The organism is Methylobacterium sp. BI1 (assembly GCF_056680125.1).
The window spans coordinates 4,487,828-4,510,852 of record NZ_CM155267.1; the positions used below are offsets into that span (position 1 = coordinate 4,487,828).

The window sequence follows — 23,025 nt, forward strand, 5'->3', positions numbered from 1 at the left end:
TAACCATGAGCCGCCGATGGCGGCCGAATTCGTTCGCGGCGCGCGTTTCAGTGTGCCGATGCCTCATCTGCATCCGGCACCACCTCGTCCGCCTCCGCACCAGCGATGACGGCCATACGGGCCTTTACGTCGCACAGCCAAGCGAAGTTCGCCTCCGTCTCGTCCTCGACCAGGGCCCGCTCAGCCAAGCGGAGTTCGCTATTTAGCGCTCCAGACTTGCGGTGCAAGATCACGGCCTGACGCAATGCGTCTTCGAGACGCACAGGATCGGCATGCGCGTCAAGGGTCCATCGATCGCCCGGGCGCACATGACTGGCGAGCCGAACCGCAGCATCTATGAGTCCGGCGCGCTTCAAGCGGCTCTCCAGAACCTCGACGCCGGGCTGGTCTGCGTCGGCGTGACTGTCGAGCAGGAGAGAGCGCAGAGCCTGCGCATCCGGGTCACCGAGCTCGAGTTCGGCGAGATCCTCCGCCTCGATCCCGAGCAGTTCCGGGTGGACGAGGAGGCTGGAGACGATCATCGCCTCCCGGTCGCGGAAGGCGACCGGGCCGGACGCATTCGTCTCGCCGGCGTAGAGGGGGTTGAACTTCGTGGTGATTCGCGGCGACGGCGGCGGATCGCCGGGCCGGGGACTGCGCTGGAAGGCCGGACGGGCCGAGCCTGTCCGCGGCTCCCACGGGCCGCGACGGCCCGAGGCGGCCTGCGGGGACAGGGCGCGCAGGCGGCCCTCGATCTCGTCCCGGTAGAAGCCCCGCACGGTCTCGTCGCGGATGGAAGCGACCATCTCGCGCAGCGACTTGGCGAGGCCGGCCCGCCGCTCGGGCGTATCGAGGGGCGCCCCGTCGGTGGCGCGTGACCACAGTACCTCGACCAGGGGGCGTGCGGCGTCGAGCACCCGGTCGATCGCCGACTTGCCCTCGTTGCGCAAGAGATCGTCGGGGTCCTGCCCCTCAGGCAGCATGGCGAAACGCAGGGACTTGCCCGGCGTCAGCCCCGGGAGGGCCACATCGAGAGCCTTGAAAGCGGCACGCTGGCCGGCGCCGTCGCCATCGAAACACAGGATCGGCTCGTCGGCGTTGCGCCAGAGGAGGCCGATCTGCTCCTCCGTGAGCGCGGTGCCGAGGCCCGCCACGGCGTTGGGATGGCCCGCCAGGGTCATGGCGATGACGTCGACGTAACCCTCGACGGCGATGATGACGCCGCGATCGTGCGCCGGCTTCCGGGCCTGGTGCAGGTTGTAGAGCAGCTGCCCCTTGTGGAAGAGCGGCGTCTCCGGCGAATTCATGTACTTCGCCTTGGCGTCCTTCTGCATCGCCCGGCCACCGAAAGCGATGACGCGCCCGCGGGAATCGGCGATCGGAAACATCACCCGATCGCGGAATTTGTCATAAGGAACGCGGATGTCCTCGCCGGCCACCAGCAGGCCGAGCTCGATCATCAGGTCCCGGTCGACATCCTTGGCGGCGAGATGATCGCGCAGGGCGTAGCGGTCGCCCGGAGCGTAGCCGAGGCGGAAGCGGCTCCGGATCTCAGGCCCGAGCTGGCGCCGGTCGAGATAGGCGCGCGCCTCCGCGCCGGCGCGGTCACGCAACTGCTCCTCGAAGAAGACGGCCGCCATCTCCATGACCTCGATGGCTCCGGCACGCCGGGTCTCCTGCTCGCGGGCATCGGCGCTCGGGGCCGGCAGGGTCACGCCGGCCTCCGCCGCCAGGCGCTCCACCGCCTCGGGGAAGCTCAGCCCCTCCGTCTCCATCAGGAAGGTGAAGACGTCCCCGTGCTTGCCGGAGGAGAAGCAGTGGTAGAACTGCTTCTGGTCGTTCACGTAGAACGAGGGCGACTTCTCGGCATTGAACGGCGACAGGCCGCGCCACTCGCGACCCGCCTTCTTCAGACGCACGCGACGCCCCACGATATCGGATGCGGGCAGGCGCGCACGGATCTCTTCGAGGATGTGGGGCGGGTAACGCATGGGACCTCTGCGGCCGACAATCTTAGCGTAAGGCGCTTAAGGAATCTCGACCGGCGGGCTCGCGAACGAGGTTCGAGACACCCTCACGCCTTGGCGTTCAGCGCCTCTTTCACGAGGCCGCTCGCCTTGGCGAAGTCCATGCGGCCGGCATAGGCACTCTTCAGGGCGGCGATGACCTTGCCCATGTCCTTGGGGCCGGCAGCGCCCACCTCAGCCACGGCCTTGTCGATCGCCGCCCGGGTCTCGGCCTCGTCCATCTGCTGGGGCAGGAAGCCGGCGATGATCGCGACCTCGTTGCGCTCGTTCTCGGCGAGTTCGGGCCGGCCACCCTGGTCGTAGACCGCGGCCGATTCGTTCCGCTGCTTGATCATCTTCTGGAGCAGCGCGAGGATCTCCTCCTCGGAGGCCGGCTCCTTGCCGAGGCCGCGCGCCTCGATGTCCTTGTCCTTCAGGGCGGCCTGAATCATCCGGACGGTGGCGAGCTTCGCCTTGTCGCCGGACTTCATGGCTTCCTTCATCTCGGTGGTGAGACGGGCGCGCAGCATCATGTGACTCCTGAAATAGCGGGACCCCGGAAAAAGCGGGATTCGGACGACGGATCGAGGGCGTGGTCTGCGAATTGCTGCGCGAACCGGGGTTCTTGAGACGCGCCGCCGCCGGGGCCACATTGACCCCAACGCGGCACGCTCGCTATGAGCGCCGCACGATAAGCCGCCCGCACGCGCCGCTCACGGCGCCGGGATCGGCCGGACATAAGCGAGATCACGCCGATGCTGCAAGATGAAGGCGTCCACACGCCTGCCGTGCCCGCGCCCCCCGCTCCCTGGGCGGAGCCCCTGGCCACCGCTCTCCTGGTCCTGGCGGACGGGACCGTGCTGGAGGGTTTCGGCATCGGGCAGACCGGAATCGCCGACGGCGAGGTCTGCTTCAACACCGCCATGACGGGTTACCAGGAGATCCTGACTGACCCCTCCTATGCTGGGCAGATCGTCACCTTCACCTTTCCGCATATCGGCAACACCGGCACCAACGACGAGGACCTCGAGAGCCTCGATGCAGCGCCGGCCTCCGGCGTGCGCGGCACCGTGATCGCCTCGGCGGTGACCAAGCCCTCGAGCTGGCGCTCGTCGAGCCATCTCGACGCCTGGCTCAAGGCTCGCGGCATCGTCGGCATCACCGGCGTCGACACCCGCGCGCTGACGGCGCTGATTCGCGACAACGGTATGCCGAACGCCGTCATCGCCAACCATCCGGAGGGTCGCTTCGACCGCGAGGCGCTGAAGGCCCGCGCCGCGGCCCTGGCACCGATGGAAGGTCTCGACCTCGTCCCCCCGGTCACCAGCCGCGAGCGCTCGGAATGGTCCCAGACCACCTGGGGCGTGAAGACCGGCTACGGCGACCGCAAGCCCGGAACCGGGCTCAAGGTCGTGGCGATCGACTACGGCGTGAAGCGCAACATCCTGCGCCTGCTGGCCGAGGCCGGCTGCGACGTCACCGTGGTGCCCGCGACGACGACCGCCGAAGAGATCATGGCGATGAAGCCGGACGGGGTGTTCCTGTCGAACGGCCCGGGCGATCCGGCCGCCACCGGCGAATACGCGGTCCCGGTGATCCGGGCCTTGCTGCAGGAGAAGGTGCCGACCTTCGGCATCTGCCTCGGGCACCAGCTGATGGGCTTGGCGCTGGGCGGCCGAACCGTGAAGATGGCGCAGGGCCACCACGGCGCGAACCACCCCGTGAAGGACAAGACCACCGGCAAGGTCGAGATCGTCTCGATGAACCACGGCTTCGCCGTGGATCCGGCGAGCCTACCCGAGACCGCCCTGGAGACGCATGTCTCCCTGTTCGACGGCTCCAATTGCGGCCTCACCCTCACCGACCGCCCGGCCTTCTCGGTGCAGCACCACCCGGAGGCCTCGCCCGGCCCGCGGGACAGCCACTACCTGTTCGAGCGCTTCGTCGCCCTGATGAAGGCCGGCAAGCCCGAGACCCTGGTCACCACCGCCGACTGATCCGTATGGCCGGGCGGAGGCGATGCCCCGTCCGGCCGCCGCGGCGGCTGCAGGCCAGCCCTGCACGCAGGCGATGCCAACCGCGAAAAGGTTCCCGCCGCGTCACAAAAAATCCGGCATTCCGGGGCATCCCGGCATCGTTAACGGCCCGCTAAGGACGGCGTTCGAAGATCGCCGCCGGGTCGATTCCGACGCTTGCCGGGGATTTCCACATGACGTTCGACGACGCGCGCGACGACTTCTCGCGCCTGCATCGCCTCTTCACGTTTCATCTCGGCGTGGCCGTCAGCCTCGCGTGGATGACCGCTCTCTACTCGGCCTGCTACGCGCCGTGGGTCCGCAACATCCGCGCCTTGATCGACCCGGCCGCGAGCCTCGACCGCGTCGAGAGCACCTGGTCCTTCCTGTTCGCGCTGCCGGTGGTGATGACGCTCGCCTGGATCGGCCTGTATTTCGGCCGCGAGATGCTCCGCCGGAGCCAGACCCTCTCCAATGCGGCACTCGAATTCGCCGCCGCCGCCGTGGTCGCCTTCGGGGTGTTCTACCTGTCGATCGACCGCGCCGTCTCGGCTCTTTACCTGGGCTTCTGAGACGCTTCGGCGCTTCACCTTCCGCTCGCGCCCTTCCAATGGCGACGGGCTGCGTGTAAGTGCCAAGATCAACGACAATCCACGCCGCTAGCGCCCCCAGGCCCGTGCCGCTTCTCCGGCACTGCGCATGGCCGGGCGCGCGTGCCTGCAGCCAAGGCGCCCGATGCCGAAACGCACCGACATTTCCTCGATCCTGATCATCGGTGCGGGGCCGATCGTCATCGGTCAGGCCTGCGAGTTCGATTATTCCGGGACCCAGGCCTGCAAGGCCCTCCGCGAGGAGGGCTACCGGATCGTGCTGGTGAATTCGAATCCGGCCACGATCATGACCGACCCGGACATGGCGGACGCGACCTATGTCGAGCCGATCACGCCCGAGATCGTCGCCAAGATCATCGAGAAGGAGCGTCACGCCATTCCGGGCGGCTTCGCCCTGCTCCCGACCATGGGCGGGCAGACGGCGCTGAACTGCGCCCTGTCCCTCAAGAAGATGGGCGTGCTGGAGAAGTTCGACGTCCAGATGATCGGCGCCACCACGGAGGCGATCGACAAGGCGGAGGACCGCCACCTCTTCCGGGATGCGATGACCAAGATCGGCCTGGAGACGCCGAAATCGGCGCTGGCCAATGCCTCCGCGGCCAAGAAGGCCGACCGCGCGAAGTACCTCGCCGAGGTCGCCCGCATCGAGGCGGCGAACGAGGGCGAGGCCCGTGCCACGGCGCTCGCGGCCTTCGAGAAGACCTGGCACCGGGGCGAGTCCGAGCGACGCAAGCGCTACGGCGAGCACGCCATCGGGCAGGCGCTGATCGCGCTCGCCGAGGTCGGCCTGCCGGCGATCATCCGCCCCTCCTTCACCATGGGCGGAACCGGCGGCGGCATCGCCTACAACCGGGAGGAGTTCCTCGACATCGTCGAGCGCGGCATCGACGCCTCGCCGACCAACGAGGTCCTGATCGAGGAGAGCGTCCTCGGCTGGAAGGAATACGAGATGGAGGTCGTTCGCGATAAGAACGACAACTGCATCATCGTCTGCTCCATCGAGAACATCGACCCGATGGGCGTCCACACCGGCGACTCCATCACCGTCGCGCCGGCCCTTACGCTGACGGACAAGGAATACCAGGTGATGCGCGACGCATCGCTGGCGGTGCTGCGCGAGATCGGCGTCGAGACCGGCGGCTCGAACGTGCAGTTCGCCATCGACCCGGCCACGGGCCGGATGATCGTGATCGAGATGAACCCGCGCGTGTCGCGCTCGTCGGCCCTCGCCTCGAAGGCCACCGGCTTCCCGATCGCCAAGGTCGCGGCCAAGCTGGCCGTCGGCTACACCCTCGACGAGATCGCCAACGACATCACGGGCGGTGCCACCCCGGCCTCGTTCGAGCCGTCGATCGATTACGTCGTCACAAAGATCCCGCGCTTCGCCTTCGAGAAGTTCCCCGGCGCCGAGCCGACGCTCACCACCGCGATGAAGTCGGTGGGCGAGGCCATGGCGATCGGCCGCTGCTTCGCCGAATCGCTGCAGAAGGCCCTGCGCTCCCTGGAGACCGGCCTCACCGGCCTCGACGACATCGAGATCGAGGGGCTCGGCAAGGGCGACGACCACAACGCGATCAAGGCCGCCCTCGGCACGCCGACCCCCGACCGCCTGCTCAAGGTCGGCCAGGCCCTGCGTCTCGGCGTCAGCCACGAGGAGGTCCACGCCTCATGCAAGATCGATCCGTGGTTCCTGGAGCAGCTCCAGGCGATCATCGACCTGGAGAACCGGGTCAAGGCACACGGCATCCCGAACACCCCCGGGGCCCTGCGCCAGCTGAAGGCCGCGGGCTTCTCCGATGCCCGCCTGGCCGTGCTGGCCAAGACCGATGAGGACAGCGTGCGGGCTGCGCGCCGGGCCCTGGGCGTGCGCCCCGTCTTCAAGCGCATCGACACCTGCGCCGCCGAGTTCCAGGCGCCCACCGCCTATATGTACTCGACCTACGTGGCGCCCTTCGCTGGCACGGTGGTGGACGAAGCGCGGCCCACCGACGCCAAGAAGGTGATCATCCTCGGCGGCGGCCCGAACCGGATCGGCCAGGGCATCGAATTCGACTATTGCTGCTGCCACGCCTGCTTCGCGCTCTCCGAGGCCGGCTACGAGACCATCATGGTCAACTGCAACCCGGAGACGGTCTCGACCGACTACGACACCTCCGACCGGCTCTATTTCGAGCCGCTGACCCAGGAGGACGTGCTCGAGATCATCGAGACCGAGCGTCAGGCCGGAACGCTCCACGGCGTCATCGTGCAGTTCGGCGGCCAGACGCCACTGAAGCTGGCCCGCGCCCTCGAAGCCGCCGGGGTGCCGATTCTCGGCACCTCGCCGGATGCCATCGACCTCGCCGAGGACCGCGACCAGTTCAAGCGCCTCCTCGACAAGCTCGGCATGAAGCAGCCGAAGAACGGCATCGCCTACTCGGTGGAGCAGAGCCGGCTCATCGCCTCGGATCTCGGCCTGCCCTTCGTGGTGCGCCCGAGCTACGTGCTGGGCGGCCGCGCCATGGCGATCATCCGCGACGAGGCCCAGTTCGCCGACTACCTCCTCGACACCCTGCCGAGCCTGATCCCGTCGGACGTGAAGGCGCGCTACCCCAACGACAAGACCGGGCAGATCAACACGGTCCTGGGCAAGAACCCGCTGCTGTTCGACCGCTACCTGTCGGATGCCACCGAGATCGACGTCGACGCCATCTGCGACGGCAAGGACGTGTTCATCGCCGGCATCATGGAGCACATCGAGGAGGCGGGCATCCACTCGGGCGATTCCGCCTGCTCGCTGCCCTCCCGCTCGCTCTCGCCGGAGATCATCGCCGAACTGGAGCGGCAGACCCGGGCCATGGCCCTGGCGCTGAAGGTCGGCGGCCTGATGAACGTCCAGTACGCCATCAAGGACGGCACGATCTACGTGCTCGAGGTGAACCCCCGTGCCTCGCGGACGGTGCCCTTCGTCGCCAAGGTGATCGGCGATCCGATCGCCAAGATCGCGGCCCGCGTGATGGCCGGTGAATCCCTCGCGAGCTTCGCCCTCAAGCCGAAGGTCCTGGATCACATCGCCGTCAAGGAGGCGGTGTTCCCCTTCGCCCGCTTCCCCGGCGTCGATGTCCTGCTCGGACCCGAGATGCGCTCCACCGGCGAGGTCATCGGCCTCGATTCGAGCTTCGGCGTCGCCTTCGCCAAGAGCCAGCTCGGCTCGGGCACCCTGGTGCCCAAGGGCGGTGCGGTCTTCGTCTCGGTGCGCGACGCCGATAAGGAGCGCATCCTGCCGGCGATCCGCCTGCTGTCGGAGCTCGGCTTCTCGATCGTCGCGACCGGCGGCACCCAGCGCTATCTCGCCGATGAGGGCGTTCCGACCGAGCGCGTGAACAAGGTCCTGGAGGGCCGGCCGCACGTCGTCGACTCGATCAAGAACGGCGATATCCAGCTCGTCTTCAACACAACGGAGGGCGCCGGCGCGCTCTCGGACTCCCGATCCCTCCGGCGCGCGGCCCTCTTGCATAAAGTGCCGTACTACACCACTCTTGCAGGAGCGATGGCGGCGGCCGAGGGGATCAAGGCCTATCTCGGAGGCGATCTCAAGGTCCGCGCCTTGCAGGAATACTTCGCGGCCTGAATTCTCGCACGGCTTCCGTGTTGAACGGAAGCCGTGTTGTTGGCGGTTCAGGAGTAACTTACTCTGGCCCGGAAGGAGCGGCACGCTCCTGGCCGGGCTTATTCATTGTGGCGCGAGACGATGACGATAGACAAGGTTCCGATGACGGTGCGCGGTTACGCGGCGCTGGAGGAGGAGTTGAAGCACCGCCAGCAGGTGGAGCGCCAGCGGATCATCCAGGCCATCGCCGAGGCCCGCGCCCTCGGCGACCTGTCGGAGAATGCCGAGTACCATGCCGCCAAGGAAGCGCAGTCCCATAACGAGGGCCGCGTCCTCGAGCTGGAGAGCATGATCTCGCGCGCCGAGGTGATCGACGTGTCGAAGCTTTCGGGGACGAAGATCAAGTTCGGCGCCACGGTGAAGCTCCTCGATGAAGACACCGAAGAAGAGAAGACCTATCAGCTCGTCGGCGAGCCCGAGGCGGACGTGCGCTCCGGCCTGGTCTCCATCACCTCCCCGATCGCCCGCGCGCTGATCGGCAAGGGTGTCGGCGACACCGTCGAGGTGACGACGCCGGGTGGCGGCAAGTCCTACGAGGTCGTCGCCGTCCAGTACGGCGGCTGAGCCGCCCATGCGGTCGGGCCTCCTCCGGGCAGCGGCGGCGCTGCTCGGTCTCGTCGCACTGCTCGGATCGGCCCGGGCCGAGGACTTTCCGAGCCTCGGGGGCGAGCGCCTTGCCGGCGTCGACGTGGATGTCCGCCCGCTGGTCGCACTCGGCGGCGGCACCCCGGCCCTGGCGTTGCGCGAGGATCTTCTCGCCGCCCTGAAGGCCGAATTCGCAGACCGGCTCGGTGGCCGCGGGCCCGTGCTGCTGGTGCGGATCACGGGTCTCTCGCTCAATCCCTATGCGGGCGGCGACGGGGGACGCGGTCGCCTCGGCGGCGGCACGCAGAGCGACTACCTCGATGGGGAGGCCCTGCTCGTCGGCCGTCGGGGCGAGGTCCTGGCGCGCCACCCTCAGCTCTCCGCGGTCCCGTCGAGTTCGGGCGGGGCGTGGTACGACCCGGCTTCCGAGCGCCGCCGGGTGACCGCCATCGCCCAGCATTATGCGGGCTGGCTCCGGCGCGCCCTGCCCCAGGATTGAGTGGACGGCGCGGCGGATGGCTCCGCTCGAGGATTGACCTGGATCACCTGATGTCGGCAGCGTCCGCGATGCCCTCCCCCACCGGCGCCGCCGTGCCGCTTCCCGAACTCGCTCAGGCCCGGACCTGGATCGTCACCGACGGCAAGGCGGGCGACGAGAACCAGTGCGTCGGCCTCGCCGAGACCCTGGGCCTGCCCTTCGAGATCCGCCGGATCGCGCCCCGCCCGCCCTTCGGCTGGATGGCCCCCTGGGGACCGACCGACCCGCGGGACCGGCCGGGCAATCCGCGCGGTGTCCTGTCCGGGCCCCTCCCCGACCTGCTGATCGCCTCCGGGCGCCGCTCCGTCCCGTACCTCCGCGCCGTGCGCGCGGCGTCCGGGGGCCGCACCTTCACGGCTTTCCTGAAGGATCCGCGCATCGGCCACGATGCGGCGAACTTCGTCTGGGTGCCCGACTACGACGACCTGCGCGGCCCCAACGTCTTCACCACCCTGACGCCGCCGCATCAGGTCACGCCGGAGCGCCTCGCCGAGGCGCGCGCCCAGCCGGACCCGCGGCTGTCCGCCCTGCCGTGGCCCCGCATCGCCGTGCTGATCGGCGGCGACAGCCGGCATCTCAGCTACCGCCCGGCGGATATGCGCCGGCTCCTGCGCGACCTCGACAAGCTGACCGACGGCGGCTGTTCGCTGATGGTCACCGTGTCGCGACGCACGCCGCAGAACCTGCGGGACGCGCTGCGGACCATGGTGGCGACCAAGGGCGGTTTCTTCTGGGACGGCGGCAGCCCCAATCCCTATGTTTCGATGCTGGCGATCGCCGATTCGATCGTCGTCACCTCGGATTCGGCCAACATGGTCGGCGAGGCCGTGAGCACCGGGGCTCCCGTCCTCCTGTTCGACCTGCCCAAGACCTATATCCGCCACAGGCGGCTCTTCGCGGGACTCGCGATGGCGGGGGCCCTGAAGCCCTTCGTCGGCCGCCTGGAGGAACTGCACTACCAGCCCCTGGATGCGACACCCGTCATCGCAGGCGCGATGGCCAAGGCCTATGCCGAACACCGCGCGCGATGGGCCTGAAGGAGACGAGAGCGATGGCGCACACCCATTCCAAACTCATCATCATCGGCTCCGGTCCCGCCGGCTACACCGCGGCGATCTACGCCGCCCGTGCGATGGTCGAGCCGCTGATGATCTCGGGCTTCCAGCCCGGCGGCCAGCTCATGATCACCACCGATGTCGAGAACTATCCGGGCTTCGCCGAGGCGATCCAGGGTCCCTGGCTGATGGAGCAGATGCGCCTCCAGGCCGAGCATGTCGGCACCAAGATCGTGTCCGAGTACATCACCAAGGTGGATTTCCAGGTCCGGCCGTTCCGGCTGGAGGCCGATTCCGGAGAGACCTACTCGGCCGACGCCGTCATCATCGCCACGGGAGCGCAGGCCAAGTGGCTCGGGCTGCCGTCGGAGGCCAAGTACCAGGGCTTCGGCGTCTCGGCCTGCGCGACCTGCGACGGCTTCTTCTTCCGGGGCAAGGAGGTCGTGGTGGTCGGCGGCGGCAACACCGCCGTGGAGGAGGCGCTGTACCTCGCCAACCTGGCCGCCAAGGTCATCGTGGTCCACCGCCGGGGCGAGTTCCGCGCCGAGCGCATCCTGCAGGAGCGCCTGTTCAAGCACCCCAACGTCGAAGTCGTGTGGCACCACGCGGTCGAGGAGATCTGCGGCAGCCAGAAGCCGCCGTCGGTGACCCATGTGCGCCTCAAGGACACCCGCACCGGCGAGATCACGGAGCGCCGGACGGATGGTGTGTTCATCGCCATCGGCCACCAGCCGGCGACCGCGATCTTCGAGGGCCAGCTCGCCATGCGCGACGGCGGCTACATCGAGACCGCGCCGGGCACGACGCATACGGCGATCCCCGGCGTCTACGCCGCGGGTGACGTCACCGACGACGTCTACCGCCAGGCGATCACCGCCGCCGGCATGGGCTGCATGGCTGCCCTCGATGCCGAGAAGTACCTCGCCGCCCTCGAAGTCGGCGAAACGCCCCAGCAAGCCGCCGCAGAATAGGAAGATTCTGGCGGACGAGTGCGCCATGCGTCTTGCGCGCGGCGTCAAGACAATCGCAAGGTCGAACCACTAACCTAAGCGCTGACGGCATGAGCCGTCGGCGTCACCCGCATGACTCGAATCGATCCGCCCCACGTGCTGCGTGGGCCGGAAGGCCCGGGTCGATCGGGCCTGGCATGGATGTCCGACCCGCTTGCCGCGGGATGGAAGGCCTTGGTCAGCCGGCGTCGGGTTGCGTACGGGAGTGGACGCCGTGGACTGGGACAAGATCCGCATCTTCCTCAACGTAGCGGAGGCCGGCAGCTTCACGCGCGCGGGCGACGACATCGGCCTGAGCCAATCGGCCGTGAGCCGTCAGATCAGCGCCCTCGAGCGCGAGTTGAAGGCGCCGCTGTTCCACCGCCACGCGCGCGGCCTCATCCTGACCGAGCAGGGCGACCTGCTGTTCCGCGCCGCACGGGACATGAAGCTGCGCCTGGAGAACACCAAGGCGCGCCTGGTCGAGACGAGCGAGCGGCCGACAGGCGACCTCAAGGTGACCACCACCGTCGGTCTCGGAACCGCTTGGCTCGCCCAGCGCGTCGCCGAATTCCTCGACCTCTACCCGGACGTGCGCGTCGAACTCATCCTCACCAACGAGGAGCTCGATCTGGCCATGCGCGAGGCCGACGTGGCGATCCGGATGCGGCGCCCGGCCCAGCCGGACCTGATCCAGCGGCGCCTGTTCACGGTCCACTATCACGCCTTCGCGTCGCAGGATTACGTGAAGCGCTTCGGCGAGCCGAAATCCATCGCCGACCTCGACAACCACCGCCTGGTCTCGTTCGGCGGCAACGAGCCGTCCTACCTGCTGGCGACGCACTGGCTCTCCACCGTCGGCCGCGAGGGCCAGGAGCGCCGGACGATCCACTTCACGGTGAACAACATCACGGCCCTGCAGCAGGCCATCGAGACCGGCGCCGGCATCGGCATCCTGCCCGACTACGCGGCGGAGGGTCAGGCCGGCCTGGTGCAGGTCATGCGCGAGACCGAGATGCCGCACATGGAGAGCTACCTCGTCTATGCCGAGGAGATGCGCTCGGTGGCCCGCGTCCAGGCCTTCCGCGACTTTCTCGTCGCCAAGGCGCAGCGCTGGACCTACTAGGACCGGCGCCGGACGGGTGACGCGGCAGGGCAGCGCTCTGCCCCGCCGCGCATCTGTCAGACGAACAGGCGCTCCTTCTCCAGCCCCTTGTAGAGGCCGGCCACCTGCTCGCCGTAGCCGTTGTAGATCAGGGTCGGCACACGCTGGTCGGTCCCCAGGACCCGTTCCGTCGCCTGGCTCCAGCGCGGATGCGACACGGCTGGGTTGACGTTGGCCCAGAAGCCGTACTCGGCCGATTGCAGACCTTCCCAGAAGGTCTTGGGCCGCTCGGCCACGAACGAGATCTTGGTGATCGATTTCACCGACTTGAAGCCGTACTTCCACGGCACCACGAGGCGGATCGGCGCGCCGAACTGGTTGGCCAGCGGCTTGCCGTAGACCCCGGTGGCGACGAAGGCGAGGTCGTTGCCCGCCTCCTCGAGGGTCAGTCCCTCCGTATAGGGCCAGGGATACAGGAACGACTTCTGGCCCGGCGCCATCGACCGGTCGAGGAAGGTCTGCATCTGGATGTACTTCGCTCCCGCGGTGGGCTTCGCCAGCGCGACCAGCTTCGCGAGCGGGAATCCGGTCCAGGGCACCGACATCGACCAGGCCTCGACGCAGCGGTGCCGGTAGAGGCGCTCCTCCAGGGGCATCTTGCGGATGAGGTCGTCGATCCCGAGGGTCATCGGCTTCTCGACGAGGCCATCGATGGCCACCGTCCAGGGCCGCGTCTTCAGAGCGTTGGCGGCCGGCAGCACCGACTTCGAGGTGCCGTATTCGTAGAAGTTGTTGTAGTCGGCGCTGAACTTTTCCGGGGTCAGTGGGCGATCGAGGGTATAGGCCTCGTTGCGCTTGGCCGGATAGAGGTCTGCGGTGAGGTCGGACGCCGCCCATGCGCTCTGCGTCCCGATCAGCGAGGCGGCCGCCAGACCGGCGGCGCCCCCGAGCAGGCTTCGGCGATCGAGGAAGACGCTCTCCGGCGTCGCGAGATGCTCGGGGATCTCCCAGGCGTGGGTGCGTCGGATGTGCATGTCGTTCCCTCCGTTCGGCGCGAATCGCGGCGCGCCGGCCTGTTGCCCTGACATTGGCCGGCCGCGGCGCGCGCGCAAGCCGTCTCGATGTCACCCTTCGCCGGGGATCGGCCGCGGGTTACGGGCGGAACGCGGTCACGGAGGAGGCGGATCGTCGCGCAGGGCCCGGCGCAGCACCTTGCCCACGTTGGTCTTGGGCAGGGTGTCGTGGAAGACCACCCGGCGGGGAACCTTGTAGCCGGTGAGCTGCGAGCGGGCGAAGGCCCGCAGGGTATCGGTGGTCATCGCGTCGTCCCTGCGCACCACGTGCGCGACGACCATCTCGCCGGTCTCGTCGTTGACCGCGCCGACCACGGCGCATTCGAGCACGCCCGGATGGCTCGCGAGCACGTCCTCGATCTCGTTCGGGTAGACGTTGAAGCCCGAGACCAGGATCATGTCCTTCATCCGGTCGACGATGCGGACCTGTCCGTCGGGGTTCAGCACCGCCACGTCGCCGGTGCGGAAATAGCCGTCGGTGGAGGTGGCACGGGCGGTCTCGTCCGGGCGTTTCCAGTAGCCGGCCATCACCTGGGGACCGCGCACGCAGAGTTCGCCGGCCTCGCCGGTGGCGACCTCGCGCCCGTCGAGGTCACGGATCGAGACGTCGGTCGAGGGCAACGGATAACCGATCGTGCCGCTCCACGCCGTGAGGTCCGGCGGGTTGACGCAGACCACCGGGGACGTCTCGGACAGGCCGTAGCCCTCGACGATGGCCCGACCGGTGATCGCCTTCCATTTCTCGGCGACGGTCGCCTGCACCGCCATGCCGCCCGCGATGACGAAATCGAGCTTCGAGAAGTCGACCTCGTGGATCTTCGGGTGGTTGATGAGCAGGTTGAACAGGGTGTTCACCCCCGAGAAGTGGGTGAAGGGCGTGCCCTTGAGGGTCTTGATGAAGCCGTCGGCATCACGCGGGTTGGCAATCAGCAGGCAACAGCCGCCGACCTTCATGAAGAAGAAGAAGCAGCAGGTCAGGGCGAAGATGTGGTAGAGAGGCAGCGCCGTGACCATGACGCGCGCCGCGCCGTCCTCGGCCGAGACGCGGAACCAGATCCGGCTCTGCTCGACATTGGCCATGATGTTGCGATGGGTCAGCATCGCGGCCTTGGCGACCCCCGTGGTCCCGCCGGTATATTGCAGGAAGGCGAGGTCGTCCTGTCCGACGGGCACCCGGACCTTGGGTTTGCCGGTGCCCGCGCGGATCACCGCATCGAACCGGACCGCCAGTCCTTCGGGCAGGCGATAGGCCGGAACCGCCTTCTTCAGGTGACGCGAGGCCAGGGTGATCAGGCGCCCCTTCAGGCCGAGGCCGTCGCCCGGACCGGCCAGGACCACGCGGTCGAGGGTGAGGTCCGGCAGGGCCCGCGCCACGGTGTGCGCGAAGTTCTCCAGGACGAAGAGGATACGCGCGCCCGAATCGTTCAGCTGCGCCGTCAATTCGCGCGGCGTGTAGAGGGGATTGACGTTGACGACGGTGCAGCCGGCGAGCAGCACGCCGAAGATGGTCGCCGGATAGGCGGCGACGTTCGGCATCATGATCGCGACGCGGTCGCCTTTGTTGAGGCCCTGCGCCACCAGCCACGCGGCGACGGCCTCCGACGATGCCCCGAGCGCCGCGTAGGAAATGCGGGCGCCGAAACTCTCCAGCGCGGGCCGTGCGGCCGAGCGCGTCATGCACTCGTCGAACAGATCGACCAGCGTTCCGAGGCCGTCGATGTCGAGTTCGGCCGGAATACCCGGCGGATATGCGGACAGCCACGGGCGCGCGGCGCTCCGGGTTTCGGCCATGTCGATCCTCCCTGCGATGCGACCCGGCGGCTTTCTGCCTCCTTAGTTCACATCTAAACCATCCTCGGCCATCTCGGCGGCGGGATCAAGCGGCGGCACGGGACGGATGCCAACGATCCCGCCACCCACGATTCTGGGGCGAACGATCCCGCCGCATCGCCAGTGCGTTGCAACTCAGGTGCGGCAGAAACGCGATGCACGCCAGGGCACCGGCTAACAGGGCATCCCCCATCGTCATCGATCGGCGCGGCCAGATGCCGAAACCCGCCGCGTGGGCAAGGCCGAGCACGGCCAGGGCGAACCAGAGAGCGAGGTACCGGAGCAGGAGGTTGGCCGCGGCCCGCAGCCAGCGCCGGGGCTGCGATCGCCGCGCAGGTCCGTTGCCGATGAGCAGGGCGCCGAGGCCCAGGACGCTCCCGAACACCGTGGCGGCCAGGGCCGAGCCGAGGGCGTAGGCCGCCGGCATCGGCTGCTGCGTGATGAAGGCGGTGCCGCCACTGGCGAAGGCGAGGCGCAGGGCCGCGCCGCCGAAGGTGGGATAGAGGCAGGCCGCCAGGAACATGGCCAGGGCCAGGGCTCCACCGACGAGGCGGCGGAGCCAGCCGGCACGGCCCGGCCGGAGGATCCACAGGCCGAGGCAGGCGAGCCCGTAGACGATCGCCACCGAAAAGAGCGGATAGCGATCGAGGAAGAAGCCGTAAAAGCGGGCGTCCAGCTCGGGCGGTAGGGCCACCCGCTGGTCGAAGCCGGTGGCGAAGGCGAGCCCGATCGCCAGGAGCGCTGCTGCCAGCGGGATCACGGCCGGCAGCACGTGGGTCAGGCCTCGTAGTTGTCGCGCACCAGGCGGTCGAGCAGGCGCACGCCCCAGCCCGCGCCCCAGCTCCGGTTGATCTCGCTGGCCGACGAGGACATCGCCACGCCGGCGATGTCCAGATGCGCCCAGGGCACGTCGTTGACGTAGCGCTTCAGGAAGGACGCCGCGGTAGCCGCGCCCCCGTGGCGGCCGCCGGAGTTCTTCATGTCGGCGAACTTCGAGTCGATCGCCTTGTCGTAGGCCGGGATCAGCGGCATCCGCCACACGGACTCGCCGGTCGCCTCGCCGGCCGCCGTGATCTTGGCCGACAGGGCGTCGTCGTTGGAGAACATCCCGGCGATGTCCTGCCCGAGGGCGACGATGATCGCCCCCGTCAGGGTCGCGAGGTCGATCATGAACTTCGGCTTGTAGGCGCTCTGGATGTGCCAGAGCACGTCGGCGAGGACGAGGCGACCCTCGGCGTCGGTGTTGATGACCTCGATGGTCTGGCCCGACATCGACGTGATGATGTCGCTCGGGCGCATGGCGTTGCCGTCCGGCATATTCTCGACGATGCCGATGGCGCCGACGACGTTCACCTTCGCCCTGCGGCTGGCGAGCGCATGCATCGTGCCGACGACGCAGGCAGCGCCGCCCATGTCGCCCTTCATGTCCTCCATGCCGCCGGCGGACTTGATCGAGACGCCGCCGGAATCGAAGCAGACGCCCTTGCCGATGAAGGCCAGGGGCGCCTCGGACGGGTCGGCGGCGCCGTTCCAGCGCATCACCACGACCCGGGCCTCCTTCGTCGAGCCCTGCGCCACGGCGAGGAGGGCGCGCATGCCGAGCGCCTCCAGCTTGCCCGGGCCGAGCACCTCGACCTCGACGCCGAGCTGCGTCAGCGCCTCGGCGCGGCGGGCGAACTCCTCGGGGTAGAGAACGTTCGGCGGCTCGTTGATGAGTTCGCGCGCCAGGATGACGCCGTCGGAGACCGCCTCGGAGATCTTCGCGGCCGATTCCGCGGCGGCGACATCGGCCACCATCAGGGTCAGCGCGGTGTTCTTGGCGTCCTCGCCCTCGGGCTTCTTCTTGGTCTTGTAGCGGTCGAAGCTGTAGTGGCGCAGGCGGGCCCCGAGGGCGAAGTCGGCGGCGTTCGCCGCGGTGACGTCGAGACCGGCGAAGATCAGTGCGGCCTGGGCGTTCCGGCCCGAGACCTTGCTGGCGGTGAAGCCGCCCAGGGCCGGCCAGTCGATCTTGGCGCGGTCCTTCTCCGAGCCGAGGCCCACCACCACGAGGCGGTCGGCATCGAGGCCGGCGGGCGCGGGCAGCGACAGGGCCGACAGCGACTTGCCCTTGAAGCGCTCGCTGGCAGCGGCGCGGGCGACGAGATCGGCCACGTTGCCGCCGATCGCCTGGGCGACGGCCGGAGCCAGGGCGAGGTCGTCGCCGACGAAGAGGACGACGTCGCCCCGGCCCACCGGGCCGAGGGGCCCGAACGCGATCGTAATTCCGTCCGCCATGACGCTAGCTTTCCGAGGATTGGTCTCGAACGAACCGTGCGTTCGAAGTGGTGCGTGCAGGATGTGCGGAGCGGCACGGCATCGGACGTGCCACTCCCGGCGCTTCTGTGTACCTGTTGAGGCAGAGAACGCAACGCGATCGGACGGCCGTGAAAGCGCCCGAATCGGCGCGCCCGGATCGGAGTCGACGGCCGGGGGGCGGGACGGGTAGAAACGGGCGGGGCCGAGGCCTCGTCGGGCGATGCGGGGGGCGTTCCGCGAGACGCCGATCCACGAGAACCCATGACGCAGATCGAGCGCTACATCTTCAAAATCGCGCTCGGGGCCTTCTTCGCCTGCCTCGTCGGCCTCACCGGCACGATCTGGGTGACGCAGGCCCTGCGCGAGCTCGACCTCATCACCGCCAAGGGCCAGACCCTGGTGATCTTCTTCCTCATCACCGGCTTGTCGCTGCCGACACTGATCACCGTGATCGCCCCGGTGGCCCTGTTCATCGCCGTCGTCTACGCCCTGAACAAGCTGAACGGCGATTCCGAGCTCATCGTGATGTCGGCGGCCGGGATGCGGCCACGGCAGATCCTGCGCCCGTTCCTCAGCCTCGGCCTCGCGGTCAGCCTCGCGGTGGCCTTCCTGACGATCCAGGTGATGCCGTCCTCGTTCCAGGAGCTGCGGGACGTGCTGACCCGGGTGCGCGGCGACTTTATCGCCAACGTGGTCAAGGAGGGACAATTCACCAGCCTCGACAGCGGCATCACCTTCCACTTCCGCGAGCGCGGCCCGGGAGGTGCACTGCTCGGCCTGTTCATCCAGGACAAGCGCGAGGCCGGCAAGTCGGTGGTCTACCTCGCCGAGCGCGGACAGGCGCTGGAATATGGCGGCCAGAGCTATCTCGCCCTGGAAAAGGGCAGCATCCACCGGCAGCAGAAGGATTCCCGCGACGCCTCGATCATCACCTTCGAGCGCTACACGGTCGACCTCGCCGCCTTCACGCCGCCCGATGCGGAGCTGGTCTACAAGCCGCGCGAGCGCGCTACGGCGCAGCTGCTGTTCCCCGACACCAGCGAGACCTATTACAAGCAGCAGAAGGGCCGCTTCCGGGCCGAGCTGCACGACAGGCTCTCGTCCTGGCTCTACCCTCTGGCCCTGACCTTCATCGCCTTCGCCGCCCTCGGCGACCCGCGCACCACCCGCCAGGGGCGCGGCCTCGCGGTGGCCGGCGCCGTCCTCGCCGTGGTCATCGTGCGAATCGGGGGCTTCGCGGCCTCCAGCGCGGCCGCGCGCAGCCAGGGCGCCGTCGTGGCGGTCTACGCCGTGCCCCTCCTCGCCATCCTGATCTCCGCGGTGATGATCTTCAACGGCGCGGCGGTGCGGGACTGGAACACCCGGATGGGCCGGGCCGCGACCGGGCTCCTCGGCCGCCTCGGCCGGCGCCCGCGCCTCGGCGTGCAGTGAGGCAGAGCTGACGGCATGCTGATCGGCGCCACCCTCGGCCGCTACTTCGCGATGCGCTTCGTGCGCACGATCCTGGGCGTGTTCCTCACGGTCTTCACGCTCGTCTACACCCTCGATTTCGTCGAGCTCCTGCGGCGCGCCGGCGATGCCGAGGGGGCGTCCACAGGTTTGATGGCGCAGCTCTCGCTCTACCGGACCCCGGCGGTGGCCGAGGGCGTGCTGCCCTTCGCAATCCTGTTCGGGTCGATGGCCGCGCTGCTCCAGCTCTCGCGCAAGCTCGAACTGGTGGTGGCCCGGGCCGCCGGCATCTCGGCCTGGCAGTTCCTCCAGCCGGGCGCGTTCGTGGCCCTGGCCATCGGAGCCTTCACGGTGGGGGTCTACAACCCGGTCTCGGCGCTGATGAAGCAGCGCTCCACCGAGATCGAGGCGAAGATCTTCGCCCGCTCGACCAAGGCCAATTCGGGCAAGGACCTGTGGATCCGCCAGCGCAGCCTCGACGGGCAGGCGATCATCCGGGCCGACACGGCCGTGGAGGGCACCACCACGCTGGCGGGCGTCTCGGTCTTCACCTTCGACGAGGCCGGCATCTTCACCGCGCAGATCGAGGCGGCCAAGGCCAGCCTTCACGACGGCTACTGGGAACTGAGCCAGGCCCGGGTGATGGCCAAGGGCGAGCCGGCCGAGACCTTCGACACCTACCTGATCGCCTCGACCCTGGTGCCCTCGCAGGTGCGCCAGCGCTTCACGCCGCCGGAATCCGTGCCTTTCTGGCAACTGCCGGAGACCATTTCACGCTCCGAGCGGGCCGGCCTCGATGCCACGCGGTACCGACTCCAGTACGACGTGCTGCTGGCGCGGCCCGTCCTGTTCCTGGCCATGGTGCTGGTGGCGGCCAGCGTTTCCTTAAGGTTCTTCCGCTTTGGTGGTGTCGGCAAACTGGTGCTGGGCGGCGTCGCGGCGGGGTTCGTGCTGTACGTCGCCCGACAGGTGCTGGAAGGCCTCGGTGCCTCGGGAATCGTGACGCCGGCTGTGGCGGCGTGGTTCCCGGCCGTGGTAGGGAGTCTCCTTGGTACGCTCACGCTTCTCTATCAGGAGGACGGCTGATGTCGGACTCGGTGGTGGCGAAGGGGCGCAGGCCTTGGCAGGAGTTGGGACTGGCGTTGCGTAAGGTCGCCGACATCACGTTGGCCACGGGGTTCGTGGTGCTGCTCACGGCCGTCGCTCCCGCGGCGCCCGGCGGGCAGGCGCTCGCCCAGGGGGGATCGAGGACCGGCACCCCGCCGGTGGCCGCCGGCAAGCCGGAATCTGGCAAGCCCGCCGAGCGCCTCCTCGTGGAGGCCGCCGAGCTCATCTACGACAACGACCGCAACACCGTGACGGCCCGCGGCAACGCCGAGCTGCATTACGGCCCGCGCACCCTGCAGGCCGACCGGGTGATCTACGATCGCAAGGCGAGCCGGGTCTTCGCCGAGGGCAACGTGCGCCTGACGGAGGCCTCGGGCGCGGTCGTCACCGGCTCCAAGATGGAGCTCACCGACGACTTCAAGAACGGCTTCATCGACGCGCTCCGGGTGCAGCAGAGCGTCCAGCTCAACGGGCAGACCGTCCGCACCCGCTTCTCGGCGCCCCGCGCCGAGCGGATCGAGGGCGACAGCACCAGCTTCGACTACGGCACCTACACCGCCTGCGAGCCGTGCAAGAACAATCCGGAGACGCCGCCGCTCTGGCAGATCCGCGCCACCAAGATCGTCCACAACAACCAGACCCACACCGTCGCCTTCGAGGAATCGACCCTCGAGATCGGCGGCATCCCGGTCGCCTACCTGCCGTATTTCGAGACCGCCGACCCGACGGTGAAGCGCAAGACCGGCTTCCTGACGCCGCGCTTCCTCACCTCGACGGCCCTGGGCTCCGGCCTCGCGACCCCGTTCTTCGTCAACCTGGCACCGAACTACGACCTGACGCTGTCGCCGGCCTTCCTGAGCAACCAGGGCGTCCTCGGCCAGGCCGAGTTCCGGCACCGGCTTGAGACCGGCTCGTACAACCTGCGCCTCTCCGGCATCTTCCAGACCACGCCGAGCGCCTTCCTGCCCGGCCCGCTCGGGGCGGGCGACCGCGACTTCCGCGGCTCGGTCGAGTCGAAGGGCCAGTTCTACATCAACGACCGTTGGCGCACGGGCTGGGACGTCGTCGGCGTCACCGACAAGTGGTTCCTCGACAACTACCGCATCCGCAACCAGAGCATCACCACGGACTACTTCCGTGAGGCCGTCTCGACGGCCTACCTGATCGGCCAGGGCGATCGCTCGTGGTTCGAGGCGCGGGGCTACTACTTCAAGGGCCTGTCGAGCTTCGACTGGCAGAAGGAGCAGCCGTTCGTCGCGCCGGTGATCGACTACGACAAGCGCATCAACGGGCCGGGCTTCCTCGGCGGCGAGGTGCGGTTCGAGGCCAACATCACCAGCCTGACCCGGCAGGCGACCGATTTCCAGGCCGTCCAGAGCCCGACCGCCTATCTCCAGACGCCGACGATCAACGGCCGGACCTATTACCTCTACGAGACCTGCAGCTCGTTCTCGCGCGGCCAGTGCGTGATCCGGGGCCTCGCGGGCACGAACACGCGCGCCTCGGCCCAGCTCTCCTGGCGCCGCAGCTTCATCGACGATGTCGGCCAGGTCTTCACGCCCTTCGCCTACCTGCGCACGGACGCGTTCTTCGTCGATCCGCGTACCTCGGGCTACCAGAACGCCCTGTCCGCCAACATCGCGACGCAGGATGCGGACTTCTCCGGCCGGGTGCTGCCCGCCGTCGGCATCGACTACCGCTACCCGTTCGTCAGCAATTTCGGGCCGCTCGGCGTCCACACGATCGAGCCGATCGCGCAGGTCATCGCGCGGCCGAGCGAGACCCATATCGGCCGCCTGCCGAACGAGGACGCACAGAGCCTGATCTTCGACGACACGTCGCTGTTCGAATGGGACAAGTTCTCGGGCTACGACCGGGTCGAGGGCGGTGTCCGCACCAATCTCGGCGCGCAGTACTCCGTCGTGACGCCCGCCGGCTGGTACGCGAACGTGATGTTCGGCGAGTCGATTCAGATCGCCGGCGTCAACTCGTTCCGCCGCGGCGACATCGCCAATGTCGGCCTCGATTCCGGGCTCGACAGCCGGGCCTCGGACTTCGTCGGCCGGTTCCAGCTCTCGCCGAACCAGCACATCACCTTCATCACCCGCGGCCGCTTCGATCACGCCGATCTCGGGGTGAACCGGGTCGAGACCGGCGTGATCGCCCGCCTCGCGCCCTTCGCGCCGATCGATCTCTCGGCCTTCTACTCCTACTACAAGGCCCAGCCGGCCCTCGGCTTCGCCAACCGCCGCGAGGGCGTCACCGCCTCGGCGACCTACCACGTGACGCCGAACTGGTTCGTCACGGGCTCGGCCCTGGTAGACCTCTCGCACTACCTCGACGTGCGCGACAACTTCCAGACCGCCTACGCCTCCTACCTGGCGAACCCCGTCGGGGACGCGCCCGTCTACCGCAACCCGGGCCGCGCCTATCTCTCGGGCATGAGCATCGGCGGCGGCTACCAGGACGAGTGCACCACGGTCTCGGTGAACTACATCGTCTCGCCGGTGGCGGCCGCCCTCGGCACCAGCGAGCGTAACCGGACCGTCCTGCTGCGACTTGAGTTGAAGACCCTGGGCGAGGCGGATTTCCGCCAGAACCTGAACACGGCCATCACGGCCGACGGCATCTCGACGGTCCGCTGAGGCGGCCCGCCCCTGGAACGACACGGAGTGATGCGGTGAGCAGCCTGCACGGGCCGATCGCCCTCACCCTCGGAGATCCGGCCGGCATCGGGCC

At 68.6% G+C, this 23,025-nt stretch carries 17 protein-coding genes; 11 read left to right on the forward strand and 6 right to left on the reverse strand.

All coding sequences use genetic code 11. From position 1 onward, the window contains the following. Positions 1–47 precede the first annotated feature (47 nt). Both dnaG and AC1MGR_RS21230 read right to left on the reverse strand, forming a co-directional pair. The gene (dnaG, locus tag AC1MGR_RS21225; RefSeq protein WP_480232851.1) at positions 48–1,970 is read right to left on the reverse strand and encodes a DNA primase; all 1,923 of its coding nucleotides are present in this window, start codon (positions 1,968–1,970) and stop codon (positions 48–50) included. 83 nt (positions 1,971–2,053) lie between these two features. Then, positions 2,054–2,515 (reverse strand): GatB/YqeY domain-containing protein, encoded by a 462-nt coding sequence (locus AC1MGR_RS21230; protein WP_480234863.1) that lies wholly within the window; start codon positions 2,513–2,515, stop codon positions 2,054–2,056. Positions 2,516–2,740: 225 nt separating this feature from the next. Between AC1MGR_RS21230 and carA the strand changes: the two genes are divergently transcribed. The 8 genes from carA to AC1MGR_RS21270 all read left to right on the forward strand — a co-directional run bounded on the left by carA (position 2,741) and on the right by AC1MGR_RS21270 (position 12,553). Next, positions 2,741–3,982 (forward strand): glutamine-hydrolyzing carbamoyl-phosphate synthase small subunit, encoded by a 1,242-nt coding sequence (gene carA, locus AC1MGR_RS21235; protein WP_108034885.1) that lies wholly within the window; start codon positions 2,741–2,743, stop codon positions 3,980–3,982. Positions 3,983–4,194: 212 nt separating this feature from the next. Then, a complete protein-coding gene (locus tag AC1MGR_RS21240; RefSeq protein WP_056218810.1) occupies positions 4,195–4,572 on the forward strand; it encodes a hypothetical protein in 378 nt (125 codons plus the stop codon). Positions 4,573–4,735: 163 nt separating this feature from the next. After that, on the forward strand, positions 4,736–8,221 hold the full coding sequence (carB, locus tag AC1MGR_RS21245) for a carbamoyl-phosphate synthase large subunit (RefSeq protein ID WP_480232852.1): 3,486 nt from the start codon (positions 4,736–4,738) through the stop codon (positions 8,219–8,221). Between the two features lie 126 nt (positions 8,222–8,347). Next, positions 8,348–8,824 (forward strand): transcription elongation factor GreA, encoded by a 477-nt coding sequence (greA, locus tag AC1MGR_RS21250; RefSeq protein ID WP_181017364.1) that lies wholly within the window; start codon positions 8,348–8,350, stop codon positions 8,822–8,824. A gap of 7 nt (positions 8,825–8,831) precedes the next feature. Then, a complete protein-coding gene (locus AC1MGR_RS21255; protein WP_108034883.1) occupies positions 8,832–9,344 on the forward strand; it encodes a hypothetical protein in 513 nt (170 codons plus the stop codon). Between the two features lie 50 nt (positions 9,345–9,394). Continuing rightward, positions 9,395–10,420, forward strand: coding sequence for a mitochondrial fission ELM1 family protein (locus AC1MGR_RS21260; protein ID WP_108034882.1), 1,026 nt, complete (start codon positions 9,395–9,397; stop codon positions 10,418–10,420). A 14-nt stretch (positions 10,421–10,434) separates the two neighbouring features. Beyond that, on the forward strand, positions 10,435–11,409 hold the full coding sequence (gene trxB, locus AC1MGR_RS21265) for a thioredoxin-disulfide reductase (protein ID WP_108035066.1): 975 nt from the start codon (positions 10,435–10,437) through the stop codon (positions 11,407–11,409). Positions 11,410–11,662: 253 nt separating this feature from the next. Next, complete coding sequence (locus AC1MGR_RS21270) at positions 11,663–12,553, forward strand: LysR family transcriptional regulator (protein ID WP_108035065.1); 891 nt, start codon at positions 11,663–11,665, stop codon at positions 12,551–12,553. 56 nt (positions 12,554–12,609) lie between these two features. Here AC1MGR_RS21270 and msrP read toward each other — a convergent pair whose 3' ends face one another. From msrP to AC1MGR_RS21290, 4 genes are all read right to left on the reverse strand, one after another. After that, entirely contained in the window at positions 12,610–13,566 is a 957-nt protein-coding gene (gene msrP / locus AC1MGR_RS21275; RefSeq protein WP_480232853.1) for a protein-methionine-sulfoxide reductase catalytic subunit MsrP, read from the reverse strand. A 135-nt stretch (positions 13,567–13,701) separates the two neighbouring features. Continuing rightward, positions 13,702–15,396 (reverse strand): AMP-binding protein, encoded by a 1,695-nt coding sequence (locus tag AC1MGR_RS21280; RefSeq protein ID WP_480232854.1) that lies wholly within the window; start codon positions 15,394–15,396, stop codon positions 13,702–13,704. Positions 15,397–15,481: 85 nt separating this feature from the next. Beyond that, the gene (locus AC1MGR_RS21285) at positions 15,482–16,207 is read right to left on the reverse strand and encodes a hypothetical protein (RefSeq protein WP_181259586.1); all 726 of its coding nucleotides are present in this window, start codon (positions 16,205–16,207) and stop codon (positions 15,482–15,484) included. A gap of 5 nt (positions 16,208–16,212) precedes the next feature. Then, positions 16,213–17,709 (reverse strand): leucyl aminopeptidase, encoded by a 1,497-nt coding sequence (locus AC1MGR_RS21290; RefSeq protein ID WP_480232855.1) that lies wholly within the window; start codon positions 17,707–17,709, stop codon positions 16,213–16,215. A gap of 282 nt (positions 17,710–17,991) precedes the next feature. Here AC1MGR_RS21290 and lptF point away from each other — a divergent pair, with 282 nt between their 5' ends. From lptF to AC1MGR_RS21305, 3 genes are read left to right on the forward strand one after another with little or no spacing between them, the layout of a single operon-like run. Then, positions 17,992–19,161 (forward strand): LPS export ABC transporter permease LptF, encoded by a 1,170-nt coding sequence (lptF, locus tag AC1MGR_RS21295; protein ID WP_480232856.1) that lies wholly within the window; start codon positions 17,992–17,994, stop codon positions 19,159–19,161. A 15-nt stretch (positions 19,162–19,176) separates the two neighbouring features. Beyond that, positions 19,177–20,265 carry an LPS export ABC transporter permease LptG gene (lptG, locus tag AC1MGR_RS21300; protein WP_480232857.1) on the forward strand — a complete coding sequence of 363 codons (1,089 nt, stop codon included), beginning with the start codon at positions 19,177–19,179 and terminating at the stop codon, positions 20,263–20,265. Next, positions 20,265–22,931 (forward strand): LPS-assembly protein LptD, encoded by a 2,667-nt coding sequence (locus AC1MGR_RS21305; protein WP_108034876.1) that lies wholly within the window; start codon positions 20,265–20,267, stop codon positions 22,929–22,931. The genes lptG and AC1MGR_RS21305 overlap by 1 nt, the downstream gene beginning before the upstream one ends. The last annotated feature ends 94 nt before the right edge of the window (positions 22,932–23,025 follow it).